At 66.1% G+C, this 21,778-nt stretch carries 15 protein-coding genes and 1 tRNA gene; 9 read left to right on the plus strand and 7 right to left on the minus strand.

Going from position 1 to position 21,778, the window contains the following annotated elements:
* Positions 1 to 400 precede the first annotated feature (400 nt).
* From F7D09_RS04475 to F7D09_RS04495, 5 genes are all read left to right on the plus strand, one after another.
* Positions 401 to 1,723, plus strand: coding sequence for a DUF2318 domain-containing protein (locus F7D09_RS04475; RefSeq protein WP_152234217.1), 1,323 nt, complete (start codon positions 401 to 403; stop codon positions 1,721 to 1,723).
* Positions 1,724 to 1,745: 22 nt separating this feature from the next.
* Positions 1,746 to 3,053, plus strand: coding sequence for an ABC transporter permease (locus F7D09_RS04480; protein ID WP_152234218.1), 1,308 nt, complete (start codon positions 1,746 to 1,748; stop codon positions 3,051 to 3,053).
* Positions 3,054 to 3,095: 42 nt separating this feature from the next.
* Positions 3,096 to 4,655: an FtsX-like permease family protein gene (locus F7D09_RS04485; protein ID WP_226835948.1), complete on the plus strand. Its 1,560-nt coding sequence runs from the start codon at positions 3,096 to 3,098 to the stop codon at positions 4,653 to 4,655.
* A gap of 24 nt (positions 4,656 to 4,679) precedes the next feature.
* Positions 4,680 to 5,477, plus strand: a complete 798-nt coding sequence (locus F7D09_RS04490) for an ABC transporter ATP-binding protein (protein WP_152234219.1) — start codon at positions 4,680 to 4,682, stop codon at positions 5,475 to 5,477.
* Between the two features lie 164 nt (positions 5,478 to 5,641).
* Complete coding sequence (locus tag F7D09_RS04495) at positions 5,642 to 6,175, plus strand: FMN-binding protein (protein ID WP_193312328.1); 534 nt, start codon at positions 5,642 to 5,644, stop codon at positions 6,173 to 6,175.
* 813 nt (positions 6,176 to 6,988) lie between these two features.
* Here F7D09_RS04495 and F7D09_RS04500 read toward each other — a convergent pair.
* The 3 genes from F7D09_RS04500 to F7D09_RS04510 are packed head-to-tail and all read right to left on the minus strand — an operon-like array spanning position 6,989 to position 12,422.
* Complete coding sequence (locus F7D09_RS04500) at positions 6,989 to 7,603, minus strand: TetR/AcrR family transcriptional regulator (protein WP_226835950.1); 615 nt, start codon at positions 7,601 to 7,603, stop codon at positions 6,989 to 6,991.
* A gap of 32 nt (positions 7,604 to 7,635) precedes the next feature.
* Positions 7,636 to 9,837 (minus strand): YhgE/Pip domain-containing protein, encoded by a 2,202-nt coding sequence (locus F7D09_RS04505; RefSeq protein WP_152234221.1) that lies wholly within the window; start codon positions 9,835 to 9,837, stop codon positions 7,636 to 7,638.
* Entirely contained in the window at positions 9,834 to 12,422 is a 2,589-nt protein-coding gene (locus F7D09_RS04510; protein WP_152234222.1) for a YhgE/Pip domain-containing protein, read from the minus strand. Before F7D09_RS04510 ends, F7D09_RS04505 begins: the two co-directional genes overlap by 4 nt.
* Positions 12,423 to 13,229: 807 nt before the next feature.
* On the opposite strand from F7D09_RS04510, the gene F7D09_RS04515 reads away from it, so the two are divergent.
* The 4 genes from F7D09_RS04515 (at position 13,230) to F7D09_RS04530 (ending at position 15,872) form a co-directional block, all read left to right on the plus strand.
* On the plus strand, positions 13,230 to 13,712 hold the full coding sequence (locus tag F7D09_RS04515) for a hypothetical protein (RefSeq protein ID WP_152234223.1): 483 nt from the start codon (positions 13,230 to 13,232) through the stop codon (positions 13,710 to 13,712).
* Between the two features lie 138 nt (positions 13,713 to 13,850).
* Positions 13,851 to 14,690: an HAD family hydrolase gene (locus F7D09_RS04520; RefSeq protein WP_152234224.1), complete on the plus strand. Its 840-nt coding sequence runs from the start codon at positions 13,851 to 13,853 to the stop codon at positions 14,688 to 14,690.
* Between the two features lie 166 nt (positions 14,691 to 14,856).
* Complete coding sequence (locus F7D09_RS04525) at positions 14,857 to 15,702, plus strand: peptidylprolyl isomerase (RefSeq protein ID WP_152234225.1); 846 nt, start codon at positions 14,857 to 14,859, stop codon at positions 15,700 to 15,702.
* 97 nt (positions 15,703 to 15,799) lie between these two features.
* Positions 15,800 to 15,872, plus strand: a tRNA-Lys gene (locus F7D09_RS04530).
* A 709-nt stretch (positions 15,873 to 16,581) separates the two neighbouring features.
* On the opposite strand, the gene F7D09_RS04535 is transcribed toward F7D09_RS04530, so the two are convergent.
* The 4 genes from F7D09_RS04535 to F7D09_RS04550 all read right to left on the minus strand — a co-directional run bounded on the left by F7D09_RS04535 (position 16,582) and on the right by F7D09_RS04550 (position 21,323).
* Positions 16,582 to 17,376: a hypothetical protein gene (locus tag F7D09_RS04535; protein ID WP_152234226.1), complete on the minus strand. Its 795-nt coding sequence runs from the start codon at positions 17,374 to 17,376 to the stop codon at positions 16,582 to 16,584.
* A gap of 223 nt (positions 17,377 to 17,599) precedes the next feature.
* On the minus strand, positions 17,600 to 19,687 hold the full coding sequence (locus F7D09_RS11375; RefSeq protein ID WP_226835952.1) for an energy-coupling factor ABC transporter ATP-binding protein: 2,088 nt from the start codon (positions 19,685 to 19,687) through the stop codon (positions 17,600 to 17,602).
* Positions 19,684 to 20,685 carry an energy-coupling factor transporter transmembrane component T gene (locus F7D09_RS04545; RefSeq protein WP_226835954.1) on the minus strand — a complete coding sequence of 334 codons (1,002 nt, stop codon included), beginning with the start codon at positions 20,683 to 20,685 and terminating at the stop codon, positions 19,684 to 19,686. The genes F7D09_RS11375 and F7D09_RS04545 overlap by 4 nt, the downstream gene beginning before the upstream one ends.
* Positions 20,685 to 21,323 (minus strand): MptD family putative ECF transporter S component, encoded by a 639-nt coding sequence (locus F7D09_RS04550; protein WP_152234227.1) that lies wholly within the window; start codon positions 21,321 to 21,323, stop codon positions 20,685 to 20,687. Before F7D09_RS04550 ends, F7D09_RS04545 begins: the two co-directional genes overlap by 1 nt.
* Positions 21,324 to 21,778: the final 455 nt, after the last annotated feature.

Consider the following 21,778-nt stretch of genomic DNA (forward strand, 5'->3'; position numbering starts at 1 on the left):
GGAGTGGCCGAGCCGTTAAGCAAACAGCCCGGTGGGCTGTTTGTAGGCTCGGCTGAGCGGCGGCAGCCGCGAAGTGATAAGGCTGTCCGGCCTTTGGCCGGTCCGTTATTGCAGGACCGGAGGGGAGCCGTTAAGCAAACAGCCCGGTGGGCTGTTTGTAGGCTCGGCTGAACGCTGTGTGATGCTTCCCTCCTCCTGAAAGTCCCATGGCCATCCGGTTATGGGACTTTCGGCGGATATACGACCGCCTCGCCCCGGTCCTAAGATACACAATGTGCATCTTGGCGCGAAACGGCTCTGGATTGTGCATGCTAAGGTACACAATCTGGCCGTAGTGCACACGTTTTCTTTACATATTTGCTCCAAGGTGCACAATGTGCATCTTACGGAAAGGACGCGGATGCTCAATCAGTTCGTTGCGGTGATGCCGGGCACGCTGGGCCCGGTGCTGCTGATCATGTGTCTTGGCGTGACGCTCAACGTGGGTGAGGGGCGCGACAAGCCGGTCAGCTCGTCATGGCGCCTGTGGGGCGCGGTCGTCGGCCTGGTCGCCGCGGTCGTGTTCGCCGGCCTGCGCGCATCCGCGGTCATCAACCAGCGTACTTTCGTCAACTATCCCGTGCTGTGGGCCGCCGTCATCGTCGACGTGCTGGCCGTCGCGGCCGTCGTCGCCAGCCCGTTCATCACGCACGGCTGGCAGCGCCGCAAGCCGCTCATGCACGCGGCGAACCTCATCGGCGCGGTCTCGATCGCGCTCACCGTGTTCTACGCGCTGCCCGACGTGATCCTCCAGCTGACCATCTGGGTGGAGCCGGGCGACCCGATCTTCACCTCCGACATGCTGCTGCGCGCGCTCGGTTTCGTGCTTGGCGTCGTCGCCTCCGCGGTGGTGGCGCTCATCTTCCGCACGATGCGCACCACGGCGGTGCGGCCAGCGTTCATCGTCGCGGCCGTCGGCGTGCTGGTCGTGCAGTTCCTGCAGCATCTCACCGGTCTGCTGCAGATTCTGCAGGCGCGCACGCTGTTCTTCCCGCACGTGCTGTTCGTGCTGCTCGCGTGGCTCATCAACAACAATTCCAGCCTGATCCTCGTGCAGGCCTTCGTGTTCCTCGTGCCGGCCGTCGCCTCCGTGGTCGCCGGCATCCGCACGCCCGTGTCGATGCAGCGCATCGTCGCCGAAGCCAACAAGTCCGCGAAGAAGTCGGCCGCGGAGCCGGCGAACGAGGCGACCGCAAGGCGGCATAAGGCGTTCCGCCGCCGCGCGTTCGCAGCCGCCGCGTGGAGCCTCGTCGCCATGCTCGGCGTCACCGCGACGCTCACGTTCGGCGTCGCCGCCACCCAGCAGACCGTCACCCTTTCGCCGCCCGAGGCCTATTCGCTCAAGGCCGGCGTCGCCACGATCCCGTTCAGCCAGGTCGAGGACGGCCACCTGCACCGCTTCGAATACAAGGCGAAGGACGGCACGGTCATGCGCTTCATCATCATCAAGAAGAACGGCGGCGCATACGGCATCGGCCTTGACGCGTGCGAGAACTGCGGCGACGCCGGCTACTACGAGAAGGACGGCAAGATCATCTGCAAGAAGTGCGAGGTCGCGATCAACCTGGCGACCATCGGCTTCAAGGGCGGGTGCAACCCGATCCCGTTCCCGTACAAGACCGGCCAAGGCAAGATCACCATCCAAACCGCCGACCTGGACGCCCTGAGCGCCCACTTCCAGTGAGACAAGGCAGGAGGCAATCACCATGTTCTTTCTGCGTATGATCGGGCGGTCGTTCACGCGCCAGCTGCGCCGGCGGCTGCTCATCGCGCTCACCGTGTGCCTGTCGGCCACGGTCAGCGTCTCCATGCTCGGCGTCGTGTTCGACGTGGGCGACAAGCTCAACGCCGAACTGTCGACGTACGGCTCGAACATCATCGTCCAGCCGAAGTCCGACGCGGTCGTCTCCGATCTGTACAACACCGAGGCCGGAGCGGCGGCGGGCGACGAATCCGACCCGACGTCGTTCCTCAAGGAGTCCGACGCGGCCAAGATCAAGACCATCTTCTGGGCGTTCAACATCACCAACTTCGCCCCCCAGCTCAACATCCACGCGCAGGTCAACGGCACGACCGCGCCCGTGGTCGGCACCTGGTTCGACAAGGAGCTCAAGCTGGCCAGCGGCGAGACCACCGTGGTCGGCGTCGACGGCATGCGCTCATGGTGGCAGCTCGACGGCCGCTGGCCCAAGGACGACTCCGACCAGGGCGTCATCGGCAAGACGCTCGCCACGCAGCTCGGCGTCAAGGCCGGCGACACGGTCACCCTCACCAAGAAGGCGACCGACGGGCAGACGCACACGCAGAAGATCCGCCTCACCGGCGTCTACGATTCCGGCGACGACGACAACGGCGGCATCTACATCGCCTCCTCCACCGCGCAGGTGCTCGCGAACCTGCCCGATTCGGTCGACAAGATCGAGGTCAAGGCCCTCACCACGCCCGAGAACGACCTGGCGCGCAAGGCCGCGAAGAACCCGGCCGCCCTCAGCCAGGACGAATGGGAGACGTGGTACTGCACCGCCTACCCGAGCTCGATCGCCTACCAGATCGAGGAGGTCATCCCCGGCGCGGTCGCCAAGCAGGTGCGTCAGGTCGCCGCGCTGCAGGGCAACGTGTTGCAGAAGACGCAGGCGGTGATGATCCTCATGACCGTGCTCAGCCTGATCGCCGCCGCCGTGGCCGTGGCGAACCTCATGGTCGCCTCGATCGGTGAACGGTCCGCGGAGCTCGCGCTGCTCAAGGCGCTGGGCGCCACCGACGGGGCCGTCTCGCGGCTCATGATGGCCGAGACCGCCGTGATCTCGCTGCTCGGCGCCCTCGTCGGCGCAGGTCTCGGCTCCGGCGTGGCCCAGCTGATCGGCCACGTGGTGTTCGGCTCGGGCATCACGATGCGACCGATGGTGTTCGTGCTCGTGTTCGTGCTGCTCGCGCTCACCGTGGCGCTCGCGTCGGCGTCGTCGATCCGCTCGATCCTCAGCCTCAAGCCCGCGGAGGTGCTGCATGGCCGGTGAGTTCGGATTCATGGGTGAGCACACGAGAAAGGGGACGTTGCGATGACCAATACCGGTATGTTTCTGCGGATGCTGTTCAGCGCCGTCTTCCGGCGTCGTTCGCGCGCGGTGATGGCCGTCGTCGCGTCGCTCGTCGGCGCGGCCACGCTGTTCTGCCTGGCGATGATCTGCATCGCCGTGCCGCAGCAGATGAACCAGGAGATGCGCGCGTACGGCGCGAACCTGATCGTCACGCCCGCAGCCGAGTCGTCGGACAGCGCGACGTCCGATAGTGCGACGTCCGATAACGGCGACATGTCCGGCATGGACATGTCGTCCGGCACGTCCACGTCTTCTTCTTCCGGCGCGTCGTCTTCGGGCACGTCGTCGTCCGGCACGTCCAAGTCCGGCATCGGCGCGGCGATGGTCGAGCACACCAGCGAGATGGTCGCCGCGAAAGGCTCCGAAAAGCACGCGACGTACCGTTACGAAAACGTGCGCGTCAACGCCGCGCCGTACGTGATGGCCGGCGTGGACCCCGCCGCCGTGCGCAACCTCAACCATCATTGGGTGGTCGACGGCAAGTGGCCGAGCGCCGGCCGCGTGCTCGTCGGCCGTGACGTCGCCGACGCGATGGGACTGACCGTCGGCAGCGGCATCACCATCGGCTACCGCGCCTCCGACAACGCCGCCACGGCGAGCGGGACCTCCTCTTCCTCGGCGACCGGTTCGGACGCCGGGACCTCCTCTTCCTCCTCGGCCCCCTCGGCGGAGGGGGCTGGCTCCGCGAATGCGGAGACTGGGGGAGCGTCCGCTGACGGCCAGTCGTCCACGGATTCCTCCTCGGCCCCCTCGGCGGAGGGGGCTGGCTCGGCGAACGCCGAGACTGGGGGAGCGTCCACCAGCGACCAGTCCGGCGACACGCAATCCGACCAGTCCGGCACCCAGACGCAGGACGGCCGCGTCTCCAGCGACATCATGGACACGTCCGGCACCGAGTTCCGCGTCGCCGGCATCGTCGACACGGGCGGCAGCGAAGACTCGATCATCTACGCCACCAACGCCGACGTGACCAAGCTCACCGGCGTCACGCGCGGCGTCGACGTCATCGAATACTCGTCCGGCGCGAGCGACCTGGCCGCGCTGGTGCAGAGCATCAACGACATGACCTCCATGCACGTCAAGGCGCAGCAGGTCACCAAGATCACCGCGTCCGACACGCGCATCATCACCATGCTGCAGACCCTGTTCTGGATCGTCTCGCTCGTCGTGCTCGTGCTCACGCTCGTCGGCGTCGGCACGACCATCAGCTCGATCGTCTCGCAGCGGCGCAACGAGATTGGCCTGCGCAAGGCACTCGGCGCCAGCTCGCGCGCGATCGGCGTCGAATTCTACGTGGAGTCGGCGCTCTACGGTCTGATCGGCGGCCTGCTCGGCACAGCGCTCGGCTTCGCGCTGGCCAGCTGGCTGTGCGTGGCCGTGTTCGAGCGTGCGGTCGGCTTCAACTGGGGGCTCGGCGTCGCGTCCGTGGTGCTGGCCGCGCTCGTCGCCGTCGTCGCCTCGATTCCGCCAGTCCACCGCGCCACCCGCATCGACCCGGCCGTCGTGCTTCGTGAAGAGTAAGGCTTCGGAAAGTAAGGAACCATCATGCTGCTTGAACTTGACCATATTTCGAAGATCTACGGCGACCTGCACGCCGTGGACGACCTCACGCTCACCGTGCCCGAAGGCGAGTGGCTCGCCGTCGTCGGCTCGTCCGGCTCCGGCAAGACCACGCTGATGAACATGATCGGCTGCATGGACACGCCGTCGCGCGGCTCCGTCAAGCTCGAAGGCCGCAAGCTCGAGGATCTCAACGCCACGCAGCTCGCCGACGTGCGCAAGAACATGATCGGACTGGTGTTCCAGAAGTTCTATCTCGTGCCGCACCTGACGGCCGTGGAGAACGTGATGGTCGCGCAGTACTACCATTCGGTCGTCGATGAGGACCAGGCGATGAAGGCGCTGGAGCGCGTCGGCCTCAAGGACCGCGCCCACCATCTGCCCAGCCAGCTGTCCGGCGGCGAGCAGCAGCGCGTGTGTGTGGCGCGTGCGCTGATCAACGGGCCGAAGCTGATTCTGGCCGACGAGCCGACCGGCAACTTGGACGAGAAGAACGAGAAGATCGTGCTCGACCTGTTCCGTCAGCTGCACGACCAGGGCACGACGATCATCGTCGTCACGCACGATGCTCTGGTGGCGAGCTGCGCCGAACGTGAGATCATGCTCAACCACGGCGTGCTCGTCGGCGAGAAGTGGAACGACGAAAAGGCGCGGGAGGCGTACGAGGCGGCCGGCGGGCGGCCGGCGTCGACCGGCGCCAAGGTCGAAGGCGCACAGACCGGCGAGACCGCGATCGGCTTCGACGACCCCACCAAAGCCGCCAAAACCGGCGGCGAAGCGTAGCGGCAATGCTAGGAAAGCTGCGCTTCTTGGCTCCCTCGGCGGAGGCTGACTGATCTGCTTCTCCTCGGCCCCCTCGGTGGAGGGGGCTCCCGCGGAGCGGGTGGGGGAGCGTCGCCCGCAACAACGCTCTTCCCTCGACGTACAACATGATTAGGATGATGACTATGAGCGATATGAGCAGAAACGCCGCGAAGGCAGTCGCGTTGACGGCCGCGGGCCTCGCGCTGCTCGCCGGCTGCGGCGAGCCGACGGCCACGCCGATGAACGACGAGTACGCGGGCAACTCGGGTGAGACCGAGAAGTCGCAGGAGCAGGAATCCCAATCGTCCGGCAACGGGTCGAGCAGCTCCTCGGGCAAGTCCGACAAGAACACCACCACGTCCGACAAGAAGGACACCGGCAACTATAAGGACGGCACGTATTCGATCAACGGCCAGTACGGTCCGGTCGGCGAGGACTCGATCGACGTGCACCTGACCATCGCCGACCAGAAGGTCGAGAAGGTCGAGATCGTCGGCCATCCGTTCACCACGATCTCGAAGAACCATCAGGACGCTTTCGCCAAGGCCATCAACGGCGTGGTCGACGGACAGCCGCTCAAAGGCCTCAAGGTCGACAAGGTGGCGGGCGCCAGCTGGACGTCCGACGCGTTCAACAAGGCGCTCGAAGTCGCCCGCCAGGAAGCCTCCATCCAATAGCGGCAACTGACTCTACGCGGTATGGCACCCGCGCAGCAGAGCGGATTTGCACATGCAGACGACCGTTCCGTCCTCGGCTCCCTCGGTGGAGGGCCGGGTCGTATGTGTGACGGTCGTGCGCTGTCTCCCTTCCTTGGCCCCCTCGATGGAGGGGGCTGGCACGGCTACGGGCCGTGTCTGGGCGAGCGCACCCGCATGTTGAGTCGGCCGCAGGCGACTGTCCCGCCTCTTGGCCCCCTCGGTGGAGGGGGGCTGGCTGAGCGGAGCGAAGACTGGGGGAGCGTCACCCGTTTGTGCACCATCTTGACCAACCGTACTCGTACCTCTCGCTCCGGGTACGGTCGGTCGATATTCTGCAACGGGCCGCACCCGGATGGTCCCCTACGGGTACGCTCCGTCGCGAACAGTCCGGCTGAGTCTATGTGATCTGCCAGCAGTGCGCGTGCGGGCCGCATGACGTCTGTCTGATGCGGGCTGGTGATTTTGCGTCCGTATGCGGCCACAATCTACCGGCTTCTAGCTGGAAAAGGATGCTGCATGGCCGATTTGCGTCCGTTTGCGACGAGTTTTCTGCCGCTTCTGGTCGGGAAAGGACGCTTCAGGGCTGATTTGCGGTCTTTCCCGACTAGTTCGGAGGTCGGTCTGGTCATGAACGGACGCTGACCATCCGTGGTCTCACTGCATGAGCCAGTATTGAGCCGACGGCAGGCCGCTCTCCGATGGCAGACACTACCCGCGCGGGTGACCGGAATGATTACGCCCGGTGGCAATGATACCCCGCGTCACTGTGCACGCCCGTGCAGCGTGACGGAGTTATGCCGTGAGTGTCGGCCAGAGGACGGCGGTCATGCGGGATGGCCATGCGCCCGCATCGTCGCCGTGCAGGGCCGTGCACGCCATCATCGAGCCGAGGATCGTGGCGAACAGGAACGACGTGTCCACGTCGGCCGCGAACGCTCCGGCCTGTTGCCCGCGTCGCACGAAATCGTCGAACCGCCGTCGCGCAGGGTCCAGGATCTGCCCGGCCATGCGCTGCAGATGGCCGTCCTCGCTCGAAAGCACCACGCCGACGGCCTTGAGGCCGATCGTACCGTCGAAGTTCGCCGCAATCCGCTCCAGCGCGCGCAGCAGACCGTCGCGCGTGGGCGCAAGGTCGCTGAAGTCGGGTGCGCCCGCGGTCTCGATCTGCATGCGGTGCAGCAGGTCGTCGGCGTTGCTGTACCGGCGGTAGATGGTGGTTTTCGCCACGCCGCTGCGCCGCGCGACCTCCTCGATCGTCACCGCGCCCACGCCTTGCGAGGCGAGGATGTCGATCGTCGCCTGCATGATCTTGCGATCCGTGGCGCTGCGCGTGCGTGCGCTGCGTCCGGCGTGTCCGCTCGCCTGCGTCGCGCCTGCCGTGGCGTCCGCCGCCGTTATCGTCGCCATGATATCGTCCCTTTCTTCGTCCACCATCTCACTCACGCCAGCAGCTTCGTGCTCTCCACTTTCGCCACGTACCACCGGTTGAACCCGACCAGCGGCTTGCGCAGCACCAGGCCGAGCAGTAGCGTCGGCACCAGGAACGCCAGCAGCCATCCCAGCTCCGTCCAGTAGTCGTTCATGTACATGCCGGCGATGGCCGCGCGGATCATGTTCACCGAATGCGTGACCGGAAGGAACGGGCTGATGTCCGAGATGAACCCTGGCAGCAGCTGCAACGGGTACGCCGCCCCCGAGCCGCTGATCTGCACGACCAGCAGCAGCACGCCGATTGCCTTGCCCACGTTGCCGAAACTCACCACGAACGTGTAGATGAGGAACGCGTACACGAGTCCGCTCGTCCAGCCGGTGAGCATGTACAGCAGCGGATGCACGGACTGCACGTGCAGGAACAGCAGATTGCCGCCGAACATGACCGTGCTTTGCAGCAGCGAGATCACCGCGAACACGCCGAAATGGCCGAGATACAGCTGATGCGGACGCACGGCGCGCCCCTCGGGCAGCGAGGCGGCCAGCTCGGCGCGCACCCGGCGCGAGACGGACGTCTTCAACGTCACCATCATGAGCAGCGAACCGACCCACAGCGCGAGCAGCGTGTACAGGGGGCTGAGCGCCGAACCGAAGTTCGCGACCGGGAACACGGCCTTGCGCGTGAGCTGCACGGGTGCGGACAGCGTCGCGGCGATCGACTCCGGCTGTGCGTCGCCGAGCAGCTTGCGTACGGCGTCCATGTCGCCGGCCTTGAGCGTGCCGGACAGCTTGGCGGCGAAGTCGGTGAGCCGTGTGCCGGCGGTCCGCAGCGACGTCGCCGACGCGGTGAGCGTCGTCTTCACGTCGGCGAGTTTCGCGTCGGCCTTGCCGGCGGTGGCGTCCAGTTCGTCCACGGCGGCCGCGAGCCCGCCCGCGTTGGTCTTCAGCGTGGATGTGATGCTGCGCACCTGCGTGGCGAGGCCGTCGACCTGCGGCTGCACGGTGTCGGTGAACGTGGTGCGCAGGTCGGCGATCGCGGATTTCGCCTGCCCGGCGAGCTCGGCCACGGCCTTGCGGTCGGCAGCGGCGGTGTCGCGTTTCGCGTCGATGTTCGCGGCCGCCGTGTTCAGCGCGTCGCGTGCGGACTCCTGCCGTGCGATCGCCGAGTCGATGGCGTTGAGCGCCAGCTTCACGGCGGACAGCGTCTGGTCCGGCAGCGCGGCGATCGCGTCGCGGATCGCGCGGTACTGCGTGATTTGTTCGTCGATCCGGCTCGCCTGCGCGCGCAGGCTGGCGGCCACGTCCGCGGCGGTCGCGTCGGCGTTCGTGTACAGTCCGTCGATGTTGTCGGCCACGGCGGCGTAGCTGCCGGCGCTGGTCTTCAGCGCGTCGGACAGCGCGTCGGACGCGCTGCCGAGCGCGCCAGAGATGTCGGTGACGCCGCGTTTCACGCCGGAAAGGTCGTCGTCCGCCTTGTCGACCTGCGCGGCGGCCGTGTGCGCGAGCGAGGCGGCGCTGGACATGAGCTCGTCCGCGGTGTCCGTCAGGGACGCGTACGAGTCGAGCATGTCGGCGGTGCCGTCGAGCTGGGACGCGAAACGTTGGACGTTGTCGCTGAACGTGTCGAGCATGGTCGTCGTCCGCGGGTCGTCGAGCTTGTCGAGCAGGCTCGACGTGATGCTCAGCGCGGTCGACGTGATGGTCTGCGCGAACGTCCGGTTGACCTGCAGCGCCACCTGGTCGGCGCCCTGCCCGGTGACTTTCGGCGCGAGCGCGTTGAGTTTTTCGTTCGTATAGTATTCAAGTTTCGCGTGGCTCACCTTGGTCGTCGAGAAGAACGTCATCATGGTCTTGCTGAAGTCCTTGGGGATGACGACGGCCGCATAGTATTTGCCTGACTTGGTGCCGTTGACGGCGTCGTCGCGTGTGGTGAACGTCCAGTCGAGCTGGCTGTTGGCGCGCAGCGCGTTGACGACCTGGTCGCCGACCGTCACCTTCACGGGGATCAGGTCGCTGCTGTAGCCTTCGTCGACGCTTGCGACCGCGAACTTGAGGTTTTTCGTGTTCGAGAACGGGTCCCAGCTGGCCGCCACGTTGAACCAGGTGAAGATCGGCGGGATGGCGACCAGTCCGATCACGATGATGACGGAGACGATGTTGCTGGTGATGCGGCGGATGTCGCCGGTGAACAGCTTCCAGATGGTGCTCATGCCGTGTGGCCCTCCTTGCGTGCGGCGGTGGCCGGTTTGGTGTCTGAGTCGCCGCGCTCCCGTCTGCCGCCGCGGCCCTTGCGCTCGTACAGCATCGCGCGGATCGACTCGTCGCTCAGCGTGCCCAACGCCGCCTGCCGTTCGAAACTGTCGCGCATGAGCTCGATGACCATCAGGAACCCCAGAATCAGCAGGATCCACACGATCCACGTGGCCAACGCCACCAGCTTGACGCCCGGCGTCAGCGCGAACACGGTCACCAGCACCGCCGGAACCACGATGCCGGTCACCAGCGCGCCGCGCCGCAGCCGCGGATACCGCAGCGCGAACGCCTGCGCGCGACGGTTGATTTCGGCACGGTACTCGTCGCGGTCCGCGAGCGCCCGGATCATCTGCGACACGCGGAACCCGTCGCCCGGCAGGTGCACCGGCTCGCCGACGATCATGTCGCTCTCCGCGATCTGCCGCGCGAACAGCCGGTTCAGGTTCGCCATCAGCGGGCGTGCCGCCAGGCCGACCGTGAAGAACACGACCGCGAACAGGGCCAGGATGCCGACGTCCTTCAGCCACGTGAGCCCATAGAAGCCGCCGATCGTCTCACGGAACGCGTTGATCGCATACCGGAACGGGAACAGCGGGTACAGCACACGGAAGAACCGCGGCATCATCTCGATCGGGTACACGCCGGAGCCGCCGGGGATCTGCACGATGATCAGCAGCACGCACAACGCCTTGCCCACGTGCATGAACAGCGACGACAGCGCGTAAATGATGCACAGGAACGTCAACGCGCAGGCCACGCCGGTGAGCACGTACATGAACGGGTTCGCCGTCTGCACGCCGATGATCAGGTTGCCGGCCGGCACCACCACGCCCTGCAGCACCGAGAGCAGCGACAGCAGCAGGAACCGGCCGCAGTAGCGTTCGCCGGCGGTCGGCGTGAACGGCAGGTCCTCGTCGTCCACCTCCAGCTTGACGATCACCACGAACGCGAACGCGCCCACCCACAGCGACAGGCAGGCGAACAGCGGCGCCATGCCGGAGCCGTATGTGCCCACCGGGTACAGGGTCTTCGTGTCGAGCACGGTGGGCGACATCATGAAATTCGAGATCGAGGCCACGTCGAGCTTGCCGTCCGTGCCAAGCAGGTCGGACAGCACGTTCGAGCTGGACAGCGTCGCCAGGTCGGTCGACAGCGTCTCCAGCCGCGGCTCGAGCGAGGCGAGGCCCTTGTCGGTCTGCCGCAGCACGCTCACGGTCGACGCGACCGCGCTGTCGATCTGGTCGAGCATGGTGCCGATCTGTGTGGTCAGCGTCGACTGGCTGGACAGGCCGCTGCTGACCGTGCCGGCGGTGTCGGTGAGCGAGTCGACGCCCGCGTCGAGCTGCGGTAGGGATGCGGACGCGAGCGTGTCGCGCGCCTTGCCGGCGGCGGCGAGCGACTGCTGGGTGGCCGTGTTCGCCGAGTCCGCGGTCTTGGACATCGCGTCGATCGTGTCGCCGGTGTGCCGGTTGAGCGTGGTCATGCGGTCGATGGACGCGGCGATGTCGCTGTTCTGCTTGGTGAGTTTCTCGATGAGCGACGTCGGCGGCACAGGCAGGCGGTTCAGCAGGTCGATGACCTCCTGCGTGTCCTTGTTCAGCTGGTTCAGCGTGGCGAGCGTGCCGGCGACGGTGCCGTTCGCGGACGACAGCGAACCGGTGACCGCCGCGATGCTCGTGTTGGCTTTGGCGCTCACCTGCGAGAGCAGGTTGGAGCCGCGGTCGAAGGCGGCCGACGAGGTGCCGGCGAACCCGGTGAGCGCCGTGCGCGTGTCGCCGGTGAGTGAGCTGATGCCGTTGAGCGTGGCGCTCGCCTGCCGGGCGAGGCTCTGCGCCTGCGCGACGCTGCGCCGGGTCTGCGCGGTCTTGCGTGGCACGGCCTGCAGCGATGTCGTGAGGTCCGTGATGGACGAACGGATCTTCGTGATCTTCGCGTCGGTCGACTCGAGTTCGGCGATGGCCTTGGCGGTGGCGGCGTCGGCTTTGGCGTTGATCTGGTCGCCGATCGTGTTCACCATGCCGGAGAGGACTTCGCTGACCGTCGAGACGAACGTGCTGTTGATCTGGCTGTCGAGCGTGGACGCGCCCGTATCGGTGATCTTGGGCGAGACCGCGTTGATCTTCTCGTTCACGTAATACTTGAGCTGCGGGCGTTTGCCGCTGTCGGTCACCACGCCGGCGAGCGACTCGCTGAAGTCCTTGGGGATGACGATGGCCGCGTAGCTGCGGCCGGACTGCACGTCGCTCAGGGCCTTGGCGCTGGTGACGAAGCGCCAGCCGAGCTGGTCGTTGGCTTTGAGCTGGTCGACGATCTGGTCGCCGAGCTTGAGGTCGCCGAGCGTCGCGTTGCTGGCGCCGCGGTCCTCGTTGGCGATGTCGATGGTGATGTTGCCGGTGTTGCCGTACGGGTTCCAGAAGCCGATGATGTTGAACCACGCGTACATGGGCGGGATCATGATCAGTCCCACCATGATGACCCATGCGGTCGGCACGCGCAGCAGACGCAGGATGTCGCGGCGCACAATGCGCAATACGTTCTTCATCGGTTCCTTTCCGGGGTTGCGGCGGGTTGGTGTGCGGCGGGTTGGCGGCGTGGGTTGGCAGGTCGGCGGCTCGGCACGGCTGGGCGCGAGGGCCGGCCCCCTTCTCTCGGCCCCCTCGGTGGAGGGGCTGTCGCGGCCGGAGGCCGTGACTGGGGGAGCGTCACCCGCTTCGCGGTTGTTTACCGCTGCATACCGCTACGAAATCCGTAGCGCTACGGAATACGTAGCATAGGCGTGATGGTGGTCTCCGCCGCCAAGTCGCGCCGATTACAGTGTGTCACTAGTCACTATGTCTAGTTTTATGACTGCTGGCCGTCATCTCACCTTCCACCTCTCGTGGCGCCCCTGACTCGACGTCATATCCTGGACGTCATATCCTGCCGTATCATCGGCGCAATGCGTCCGTTCCCGACTGCTTCCGGGGCCGTTCCAGTTGGAAACGGCCGCAAATCGGGCCCTCAGCGTCCGTTTTCGACCAATTCCCCTGCGGTCTTCGTCGCAAACGGCCGCAAACAACGCGATCGGCGTCCGTTTCCGACTATGACCACGGCTGTACTGGCAGGAAACGGCCGCAAACCAGACTGCCCGCCGTCCCAGCAGACCGCCCACGGTCCGGTCGAGCCGTCCCCCGCTCAGCCGAGCCGTCCCCCGCCCAGTCGTCCCAGCCCAGTCGTCCCAGCCCAAGTCCCAGTCCACCCCCACCCAACCGCAACCCCCACCCCACCCCGGCGACCCGCACGACACCGCGAAATCAGAAAACCCGGCTACCATGGTGTGACGGACTCACACATCGACGTCGGAGGAACCATGACATCCAAGATGAACAACTACATGCGCGCACGGGCGAAAGCCAACGAACGCTCGCCCTACTCGAAGCGCACGCCGGAACGGGTGATCATGTGCATCGGCGCCGTCTACTCGGTGGCCATGGCCGTGTTCTTCGCCCTCGCGTACGGCGGCCTCATCCCCGGCATGGAGGACGCGGCCCAGGCGTCGTCGCAGACCCTGCAGGCGCTCACGCGCAACGCCAGCAACACCGCGCTGGTAATCTTCTACGTCATCGTGACCGCCGCCGTCGCCGCGGCCACCGTGGTCGTGGCGGTCAGGTTCGTCAAGCCGGGCCTGCGCAACGGCAAGGTCATCGGCTGGATGATCTTCACGCTCGTGTACTCGATGATCACCGCCGACACCATCGGCCTGCTCGCGTTCGGCATCGCGTTCGGCCTCTACATGACCCGCGACTGGCAGCTCATCAAGGCGGTCATGGCCGCGAAGAAACCGCAGAAGTGACGGCCGCGTCGCCGTCCGCCGGCTCCATCCCCTGTGCATACCATGTCGCGCCCGATTGCGGTATATTGAAACGTCATATATCCGTGACTTCGTCCGCCGCCGCGCCGACGTGGCGGACGCAAGACGAAAGGAGCCGGCATGACCGGAAAACTGGTGTTTCTTGACATCGACGGGACGCTGGCCGACGCCGACCACATCGTGCCCGAATCCGCGAAACTCGCATGCCGGCAGGCGCAGGCCAACGGCCATCTGCTGTTCATCTGCACCGGCCGCTCGCTGCCGAAGATCGAGCGCAGCATCCTCGACCTCGGTTTCGACGGCGTGGTGTCGGTGGCGGGCGCGCAGGCGAACATCGGCGACCGCGTGATCTTCCAGCGGTTCGTCTCGCCGGAGGCCATCGACCGCGCGACCGCCTACTTCAAGGCGCACGACATCGAGAACTACCAGTGGCAGGGCGCGGACGGCATGTACATCTCGCGCGGCTACCTGCATCATCTGCAGGCGAAGAAGTCCGCGTGGCGCAACGGCCAGTTCGCGCGGTACTGGCATCTCATCGACGACGTGCCCATCCCCGAGGGCAGCACGCTCGGCCATGTGATCCGCGCCAGCAAAGGCTCGTATTTCAGCGGCCCCGCGCCGGAGGTCACGTTCGAGGACGTCGCGCGCGACCTCGCCCCCTGGTTCACGCTCGTGCACGGCTCGTACGACGCGATCTCGCCCAACAACGGCGAGCTGCTCATCAACGGCGTCGACAAGGGCACGGCTGTGTGCGAAATCGCCAAGGACCTCGGCTACAGCATCGCCGACACGATCGCGATCGGCGACAGTGACAACGACACGGCCATGCTCAAGGCGGCCGGCACGTCGGTGGCGATGGGCAACGCGACGCACGGCATCGAACGGTTCTGCGACATGACCACCACCGACATCCATGACGACGGCATTGCGAACGCGTTCGCCGCGCTCGGCCTGGTGTGACGGTCCGGCTGCGGCTTGCGGCTCGCAGACATGCCGGGCGGCGGCCTTGCGCGACCTGCAGGAGTAGGCTGGACGCTGGAGAGAAGCCGGAAGGCGCCTGATAGTCACGTCGGTTGTGTCGACGACGCTCTCCGCGATATCGCAATCGTTCACGAGGAGAGAGCACATGAGTGTGATGAAGAAGGCGGTCGCCGCGCTGTCGGGCCTGCTGATGGTCGTCGGTCTGGCGTCCTGCGGCAACGCGTCGAACACGTCGGGCGCGTCTGGCAGCGGCCAGAAGACATCGCAGTCCGGCAAGTCGTCCACCAAGTCCGAAACCAGCAAGAAGCAGGAAAGCAAGGTCGTCAGCACTGACATCAACGACGACTGCTACACCATGGACCAGCTCAAGCAGGGCGCCGACTTCGACGGCATCAAGCTGGCCACCACGATCACCGCGCGCTGTTACATCGCGAAGAGCGGCACCATGCACGCGGCCGACGCCAACGGCAACAAGGTCGAAGGCGAGGAGGACCTCGCCGTCACGGTCAAGTGGACCGGCGAGAAGAAGGACGCCGTCATCAAGTCGCATAGGGAAGACAGCACCACGACGGTCCAGTATGTGGCCGAAAAAGTGGAACTCACGCTCCACGGCTTCGACGAGTACCTGCTGGCCGACGGCGTCGCGGCGAGCGTCCTCGCGCTGCACCCGTGGTACCAGAACAGCGGATACGGTGATTTTCTGTACAGCAACGCGCATTACGTCGCCGACTGGGACGCCTTCGAGCAGGCTCTCGAGAACGGCAAGGCGATCGGCGGCGACGATGGTTACGGCAACATGACCGGCTTGGCCAACGTGAAGTTCGAGAACGACAAGACCGTCAGCGTGTGGGTGGTCAGCACGGTGGCGTTGGGATCCTCGAACTCGTCCGAGAAGGCCGATCCCATGCCCGACCCGGCGATGGACGCCATGATCTGCTACAGCAACGCGTGCGTCGTCTCCGCCGGCGAGCCGCTGAAGACGAGCGAGTGACGGATTGCGGGGGCGCGTCTGCCGGTGACGCGCCGTCTGCGACGCGCGTGCGGGGCGGATTGATTTGTCCCGCACGCGCGTGTATATTGGAAACGTTGCCCCTCTAGCTCAACGGTTAGAGCAGCGTCCTTTTAAGTCGTGGGTTGTGGGTTCGAATCCCACGGGGGGCACCGTGTAATCCAGAAGAAGCGAAAATCCCCCGGAAGCATGGCGCTTCCGGGGGATTTTTCGTTGCGGGGGCTGGGCTTGGGCGGTGGCGAGGAGTCTTGAGAAAGAGAAAGCCCGGCGGTTGGGCCGGGCTTGAGAGAGAAGAGAGAAGAAGGGGTTCAGTTATGTGCGGCTCGTTACTGCTTGCCGTGCTTCCTATATAACCGCACGTTCTTCAACAAGACGTATGTGTTTGCTGGGAATACCATGAGAATCCCCGATTGCCGTCCTCGCCGTAGGTCGACCGGCCCGCCCCTCGGCCCCCTCGGTGGAGGGCCGAGCCGCCAGAAACGCAGCGCGGTTGTCCCGTTTCTTGGCCCCCTCGGTGGAGGGGGCTGTCGGCCGTAGGCTGACTGGGGGAGCGTCACCCGCTTCCCGATTCAATGCATGATTGCCAGTGGCGCCTGTCTACCCCTCAGTCAGCTTCGCTGCCAGCTCCCCTCACAAGGGGAGCCGAGAGGGTGTGGTTCTTCGGTGGGGAGCAGAGAAAGTGTGGTCCTTTCGGTGACTGGTCGATTCGTGTGGCAGTCGCCGGCCCGCCATCTTGGCCCCCTCGGTGGAGGGGGCTGTCGGCGAAGCCGACTGGGGGAGCGTTGCCCGCTTTCCGAATCCAGTGTTGTAGTCGTCTATAGCGCCTGTCTACCCCTCAGTCAGCTTCGCTGCCAGCTCCCCTCACAAGGGGAGCCGAGAGGATGTGGATTCCCCAGGCAGTTCGGTCCATGCGGGCAGCTGATGCAGCGCACGCACGATGTTGCATCGGTCGAGCAGCGTCCCCTCGTCGGCGCACATGGTCGGGTACCACATGCGATGCCGCAGGCGTGCGGCGGCTCCCACGCCCCTCAACACAGCCCGTTCGCTGATGCCGTACTGGAAATGCAGATGACTGAGCAGGCCGCCGCGCGCGAGTTCGCCACGCTCCGGCATCGGGTCCATCGCGACGAGCACACGGAATGGGCTTCCCTCCGGCGCGTCGACGGCGTGAAACACGTAGCACGGCTTGCCTTCCAGACCGCGGTCGATCATATGATCCAGCAGGTAGCGGTACTCGCCGAGCGTGCCGCCGTCCGACCCCAGCCATGCGAGGCGGAATGCCGGCTGACCATACGCCGAACCGGTTGGTTTTCCAAGCGGCGGTTCTTCCGAGCATGATGCGCTGCCGGTGCCTTCGGCCAGCGGCTCCTCCGTCGGCTGTCTGCCATCCTCCGCGGCGCTGATCCGCCAGCCGCCGATCGGCGACCGGTTCTTGCGGCACGTCGTGCGGCACGCCCAACGCCAGAACCGCCGCGCGTCGCCGCGCATGAGCAGCCGGAACATCAGCTTGCCGCGCATCGCCGCGGTCGATTCGCGCCACGCCTGCCGTAGCGCCGGCTCGTCGCCGTCGATCAGCCGCTCGAAGCTCACCCACGGGCCAAGCCATTGGGCGATGTCGACTGGCGGGGTGGTGTTTCGCGTGGTGTCGGTGGTCATATGTCGCTCCATGTCTGCTGGTCGTTTCGTCTGTGATGATCTGCGTCACGCGGACCGGGCAGTCCGTGTGACAAGGGTGGGAAAACCCTTGGAAATACTGGGTTTTTGCGGTGTCGTCACTGTGCTCGCCCGGTCCGCGTGATGCAGTGTGTGGTGTGTGGTCCGCGTGACGCAGTGCGCGGTTCGCGCGTGCGAGGGCGGGACGATCGGCGCGCGGACGATCTCAGTCCGCATCATCATCCAGCCGCACGATCGCATCGCACCACAGCGCGGCAAGTTCGTCGTCATGCGTGACCACCAGCACCGCGCGGCCGGCGTCCGCCACCTGCCGCAGCAGCGCGCCGACCTGCATCATGTGCCGCCGGTCCAGACCGCTCGTCGGCTCGTCCAGCATGATGAGCTCCTTGCCGCACATCAGCGCCGACGCGATGGCCAGCCGCTGCTTCTGCCCGCCAGACAGGCTCATCGGATGCCGGTCCGCCAGCTTCAGCAGGTCAAGGCCTGCCAGGATCTTGTCGCAACGGCGGCGTGTGGCATCGGCATCGCCCGCTATGCCCGCGTCCGCGCTCGCGCCCAGCAGCACCTCTTCACGCACGCTGTCGGCGAACAGCTGGTAGTTCACGTCCTGCATCACCAGGAACCCCGCACGGGTCAGCTCGCCGGCGCGTGCCGGCCGGCCATGCAGCAGCACGCGCCCGTCAAGCGGGCGTTCCAAACCGCATAAGGTGCGCAGCAACGTGGTTTTGCCGGCGCCGTTGCGGCCCATCAGGCCGGTGATGCGCCCGGCGGCCAGCTGCAGGTCGGGGATTGCGCGGGTGAATGTCGCGCCGGAGTGGCTGCGGACGGCATCTCGTCGGCCGCCGTGGCCGGCGTTGTGCCCGTTCTCGCTGCCGACGCCGGCGGTAGGGTCGGTGGCGTTCTGGCGGGCGTTCGGCCCGTTCTCACTGCCGGCGTCACAGTCATAGTTGGCAGTCTGTGCTGTGACACCGTTGTTGCTGCCATTGCGATTGCGCCGGCTTCCAGGCCGGTGCCTGCGGCGGCCGTGCCCGATGATGAGCCCGTCCGTAGCGATCACGATGTCGCCGATCGGCAGACCGCTGCCGGCCGAGCCGCTGGAGAGGGCCTCTTCCGCATCAATTTCCGCGGCGGGCCGTCCCGTTGCGCCGCCGAAAGCCCTCGAGCCGCCCGAACGGGGACCATCCTCGGCGTCATGGGTCGGTTTTTGGCTTGCTGTGGAGCCTATTCCGGAATAGGCGGGCATGGGCTCCGGTAGCGGCGATTCAGCGGGACGCGGCATTATTGGAATTCCGCCGTTTTCAGCGCCTCGATCGTCGCGAATATCGGCGGATACTTCAGCCGACGCCCGCCTGCTCCGGAATAGGCTCCGAAACAGGCCATTTTGCCCATGTGGTTGCCTGCGTAGCTGCCCGCAGGGCGCGTCGGCGCGACGGTCCTGCCCCGCATTCGTTTCGCAAAGAGCCTCCCGCGGCACCTCGCCGACGCTCAATTCGGCGACCCGGCGGCGATACGGCTCCATATCGAGCGCACGCAGCCCCATTTCGGCCAGCTGCCCGCCGCTCAGTGCGTGGAATTGCGCGGCCGTGTACTCGGCGGCGACACGCCCCGCCTCGAACACCACATACCGGTCCACCAGGTCGGCGCACCAGGCAAGCCGATGCTCGGCGATCATCACGGTCACGCCGTCCGCCTTGAGCCGGGCGACCATATCATGCAGGCCGCGCATCGCCTCCGCGTCGAGGTTGCTTGTCGGCTCGTCCATGACCATGATCCGCGGCACGGGCATCGTCGCGGCGGCCACGGCGAGCCGCTGCTGCTGGCCGCCGGACAGCGTGAACACAGGCCGGTCCAGCAGCGGCCCGAGCTCGAACCGCCGCGCGACCTCGGCAAGCCGCGTGCGGATCCGCTGCGGTTGCCAGCCGAGGTTCTCGCAGGCGAACGCCATCTCTGAGGTCGTGTCCGCGTTGAAATACTGGGTTTTCGGATTCTGGAACACGCTGCCGGCGAGCGGCACGAGCGCGTCGACCGTCACCTGGTCGCCGCGCAGTCCGCCGACCTCGCGCAATCCGGTGAGCGGACCTTCGTAGAACTCGGGGATCAGGCCGTTGAGCAGTCGCGTCACCGTCGTCTTGCCGCAGCCGCTTTGCCCGCATAGCATGACCACTTCGCCCGCGCGCACGGTGAGGGTGACGTGATTCAGTGCCGTTGCGGTCGTATCGTGCGCAGTGCCTGCGGAGTTTTCCGTCGCCTGATATTCGAACGAGCAGTCGCGCAATTCGATGATGTCGCTCACAGCACACCTCCGATTCCCAGTGCGAGCGGCAGCGTGCACACCGCCATCGCCGCCCAGTCGAACCATCGCATCCGAATCTCGATCATGCTGGTGTGCCGGCCGGGCAGTCCGAGGCCTTTGGTCAGCGCGGCCGCCGACAGGTCGCGCGAGACGATCGTCGCGTTCATCAGCAGCGGCACGATGACGAATTCCAGGGTCTGCACGGGATGGCGCAGCACGCCCAGCCGGCCGGATGCGATGCCGCGCAACGCCATCGCGTCGCGGATGGAACGGTAGTCGCGCGCGATTGTCGGGAAGAAGCGGATCACCACCATGCAGGGGATCGTCACCGATTCCGGCACCCGCATCCGTCGCATCGCGCAGACGAACTCGCTCACCCGCGTGGTCGTGAACGCGTATGCGCCGGTGATCAGGCAGGGCATCATCATGCGCAGGCCGACCGAGAACAGGCCGACGACGTGCAGCCAGACGGGCAGGGCGTCGGCCGTGGTCGCCGCGGCGGCGCCGGCGTTGGCGGTTGCGGTTGCGCTCGCGCCGCCCGTCGAGCCGGAGCCGGAGAGCGACGCGGCCCCCGACCACAGTCCCAGCGCCAGCAGCACGATGTACAGCGCGCCCAGACGCAGCGCCGCCCGCCATCGGCCGGCGACGGCCAGCGGCACGAGGCACAGCGCCACGAGCAGCGCCTCGGCGCGCGTGCTCACGTGGAAGAACAGCAGCAGGTTCGCCGCCAGCAGCAGGTACAGTTTGGCCCGCGGATCGAGCGCGAGCGTGCGGTTGGGGTGGAACGACGATGCGACGACAGGCGATGCTGTGTGGGCTGCCGGCGGCATCACATCGCCTGCCGCAGTCGTTGCGTTGGCTGCAGGCGCCGCGTTTCCCACGCCCGTCATGCCAGGCGTCTTCTCCTGCCGGCCGGACTGTCCTGGCAATCCGTCGCGTGCGCCCGGCGAGGCCGGCTCGCGCCGCCCCTTGGCCAACGTGTTGCCGTCAGAGCTCATCAGGCGATGCCGGCCTTGGCGAAGTGCTTCGCGCACAGCCGCTGGCCGAACCAGCCGCCGATGAGCGCGAACACCAGGATCGCCGCCATCGACAGAAAGAACGTGCCGGTGTTGATCTGCGCGAACACGCCGTCGATGTACGCCGCATCCTTGCCGTGCGCCTTGAGGCTCGCCACGTAGGCGTCCTTCATGAACCACAGCGGCAGGATCGGGCCGGTGAGCCCGTACGAGAACACCACATAGCTGACGAGCAGCAGCGCGCGGCTGCGGTATCGGCCGGCGCGCGCGATGAGGTCGGCGGCCAGCGGGAACACGATGCTCGCGATGAACGACAGCACGAAATGCCCGGAGACGAACAGGAACAGTCCCACGACCATGCCCATGATGGTGATGCCGCCGAATTTGCCCACGCGCGCCGCCATGAGCATGAACACGCTGCCGCTGATCAGCGCCGCGACGGCCGGCAGCAGGATCGAGCCGAATCCGGCGAGCGTCAGTGTGCTGACCAGCGTGGCGACGGCGACGAGCGCAAAATACAGCGCAGAGAACACGCCGATGGTGATGAGGTTGGGGATGGTCAGGCCGTGGCGGGGGCGCGCGGTGGACGTGGCGGGGCTTGGCTGGGTGTTGCTGGTCATTGGGGGACGGCTCCGTTTCGTGGGGGTCGTTATGGATGTAGTCTGGGCAGACACAGCGCAGCCGCAGTATGGACACAGTGCGAACGCGCCTTGCAGCTCGGTGCTCGTTTCAATGTATCGGCCTCGACGGCAAAAGGCAATAGTTTGCGGCGATACTCCGTATTCTTAGGTTCCCGGTGTGGCGGCTCCGAGGCGCGCGTAGAGTGTGCAGTCCGGTAAAAGCCCGGTTTTCCGGGGATTGCCAGATACGAGAAAAGCCCGGCGGTTGGGCCGGGCTTTTCTTTGAGAGAGAAGAGAAGAAGGGGTTCAATTATGTGCGGCCTTGCGGTCGTAAGAACGATTTAACAGGACGTTTCATGGGAAGACATGGCAATTACCTGAAAAAATCATGAGAATATTAACTTCGTTAAGCAAAAAATTTCGCCACCGAACATCCCCGCCCGTCTTCTTCCGTG

It is taken from the genome of Bifidobacterium leontopitheci (genome assembly GCF_009193355.1).
In the GTDB taxonomy this organism is placed as follows: Bacteria; Actinomycetota; Actinomycetes; order Actinomycetales; family Bifidobacteriaceae; genus Bifidobacterium; species Bifidobacterium leontopitheci.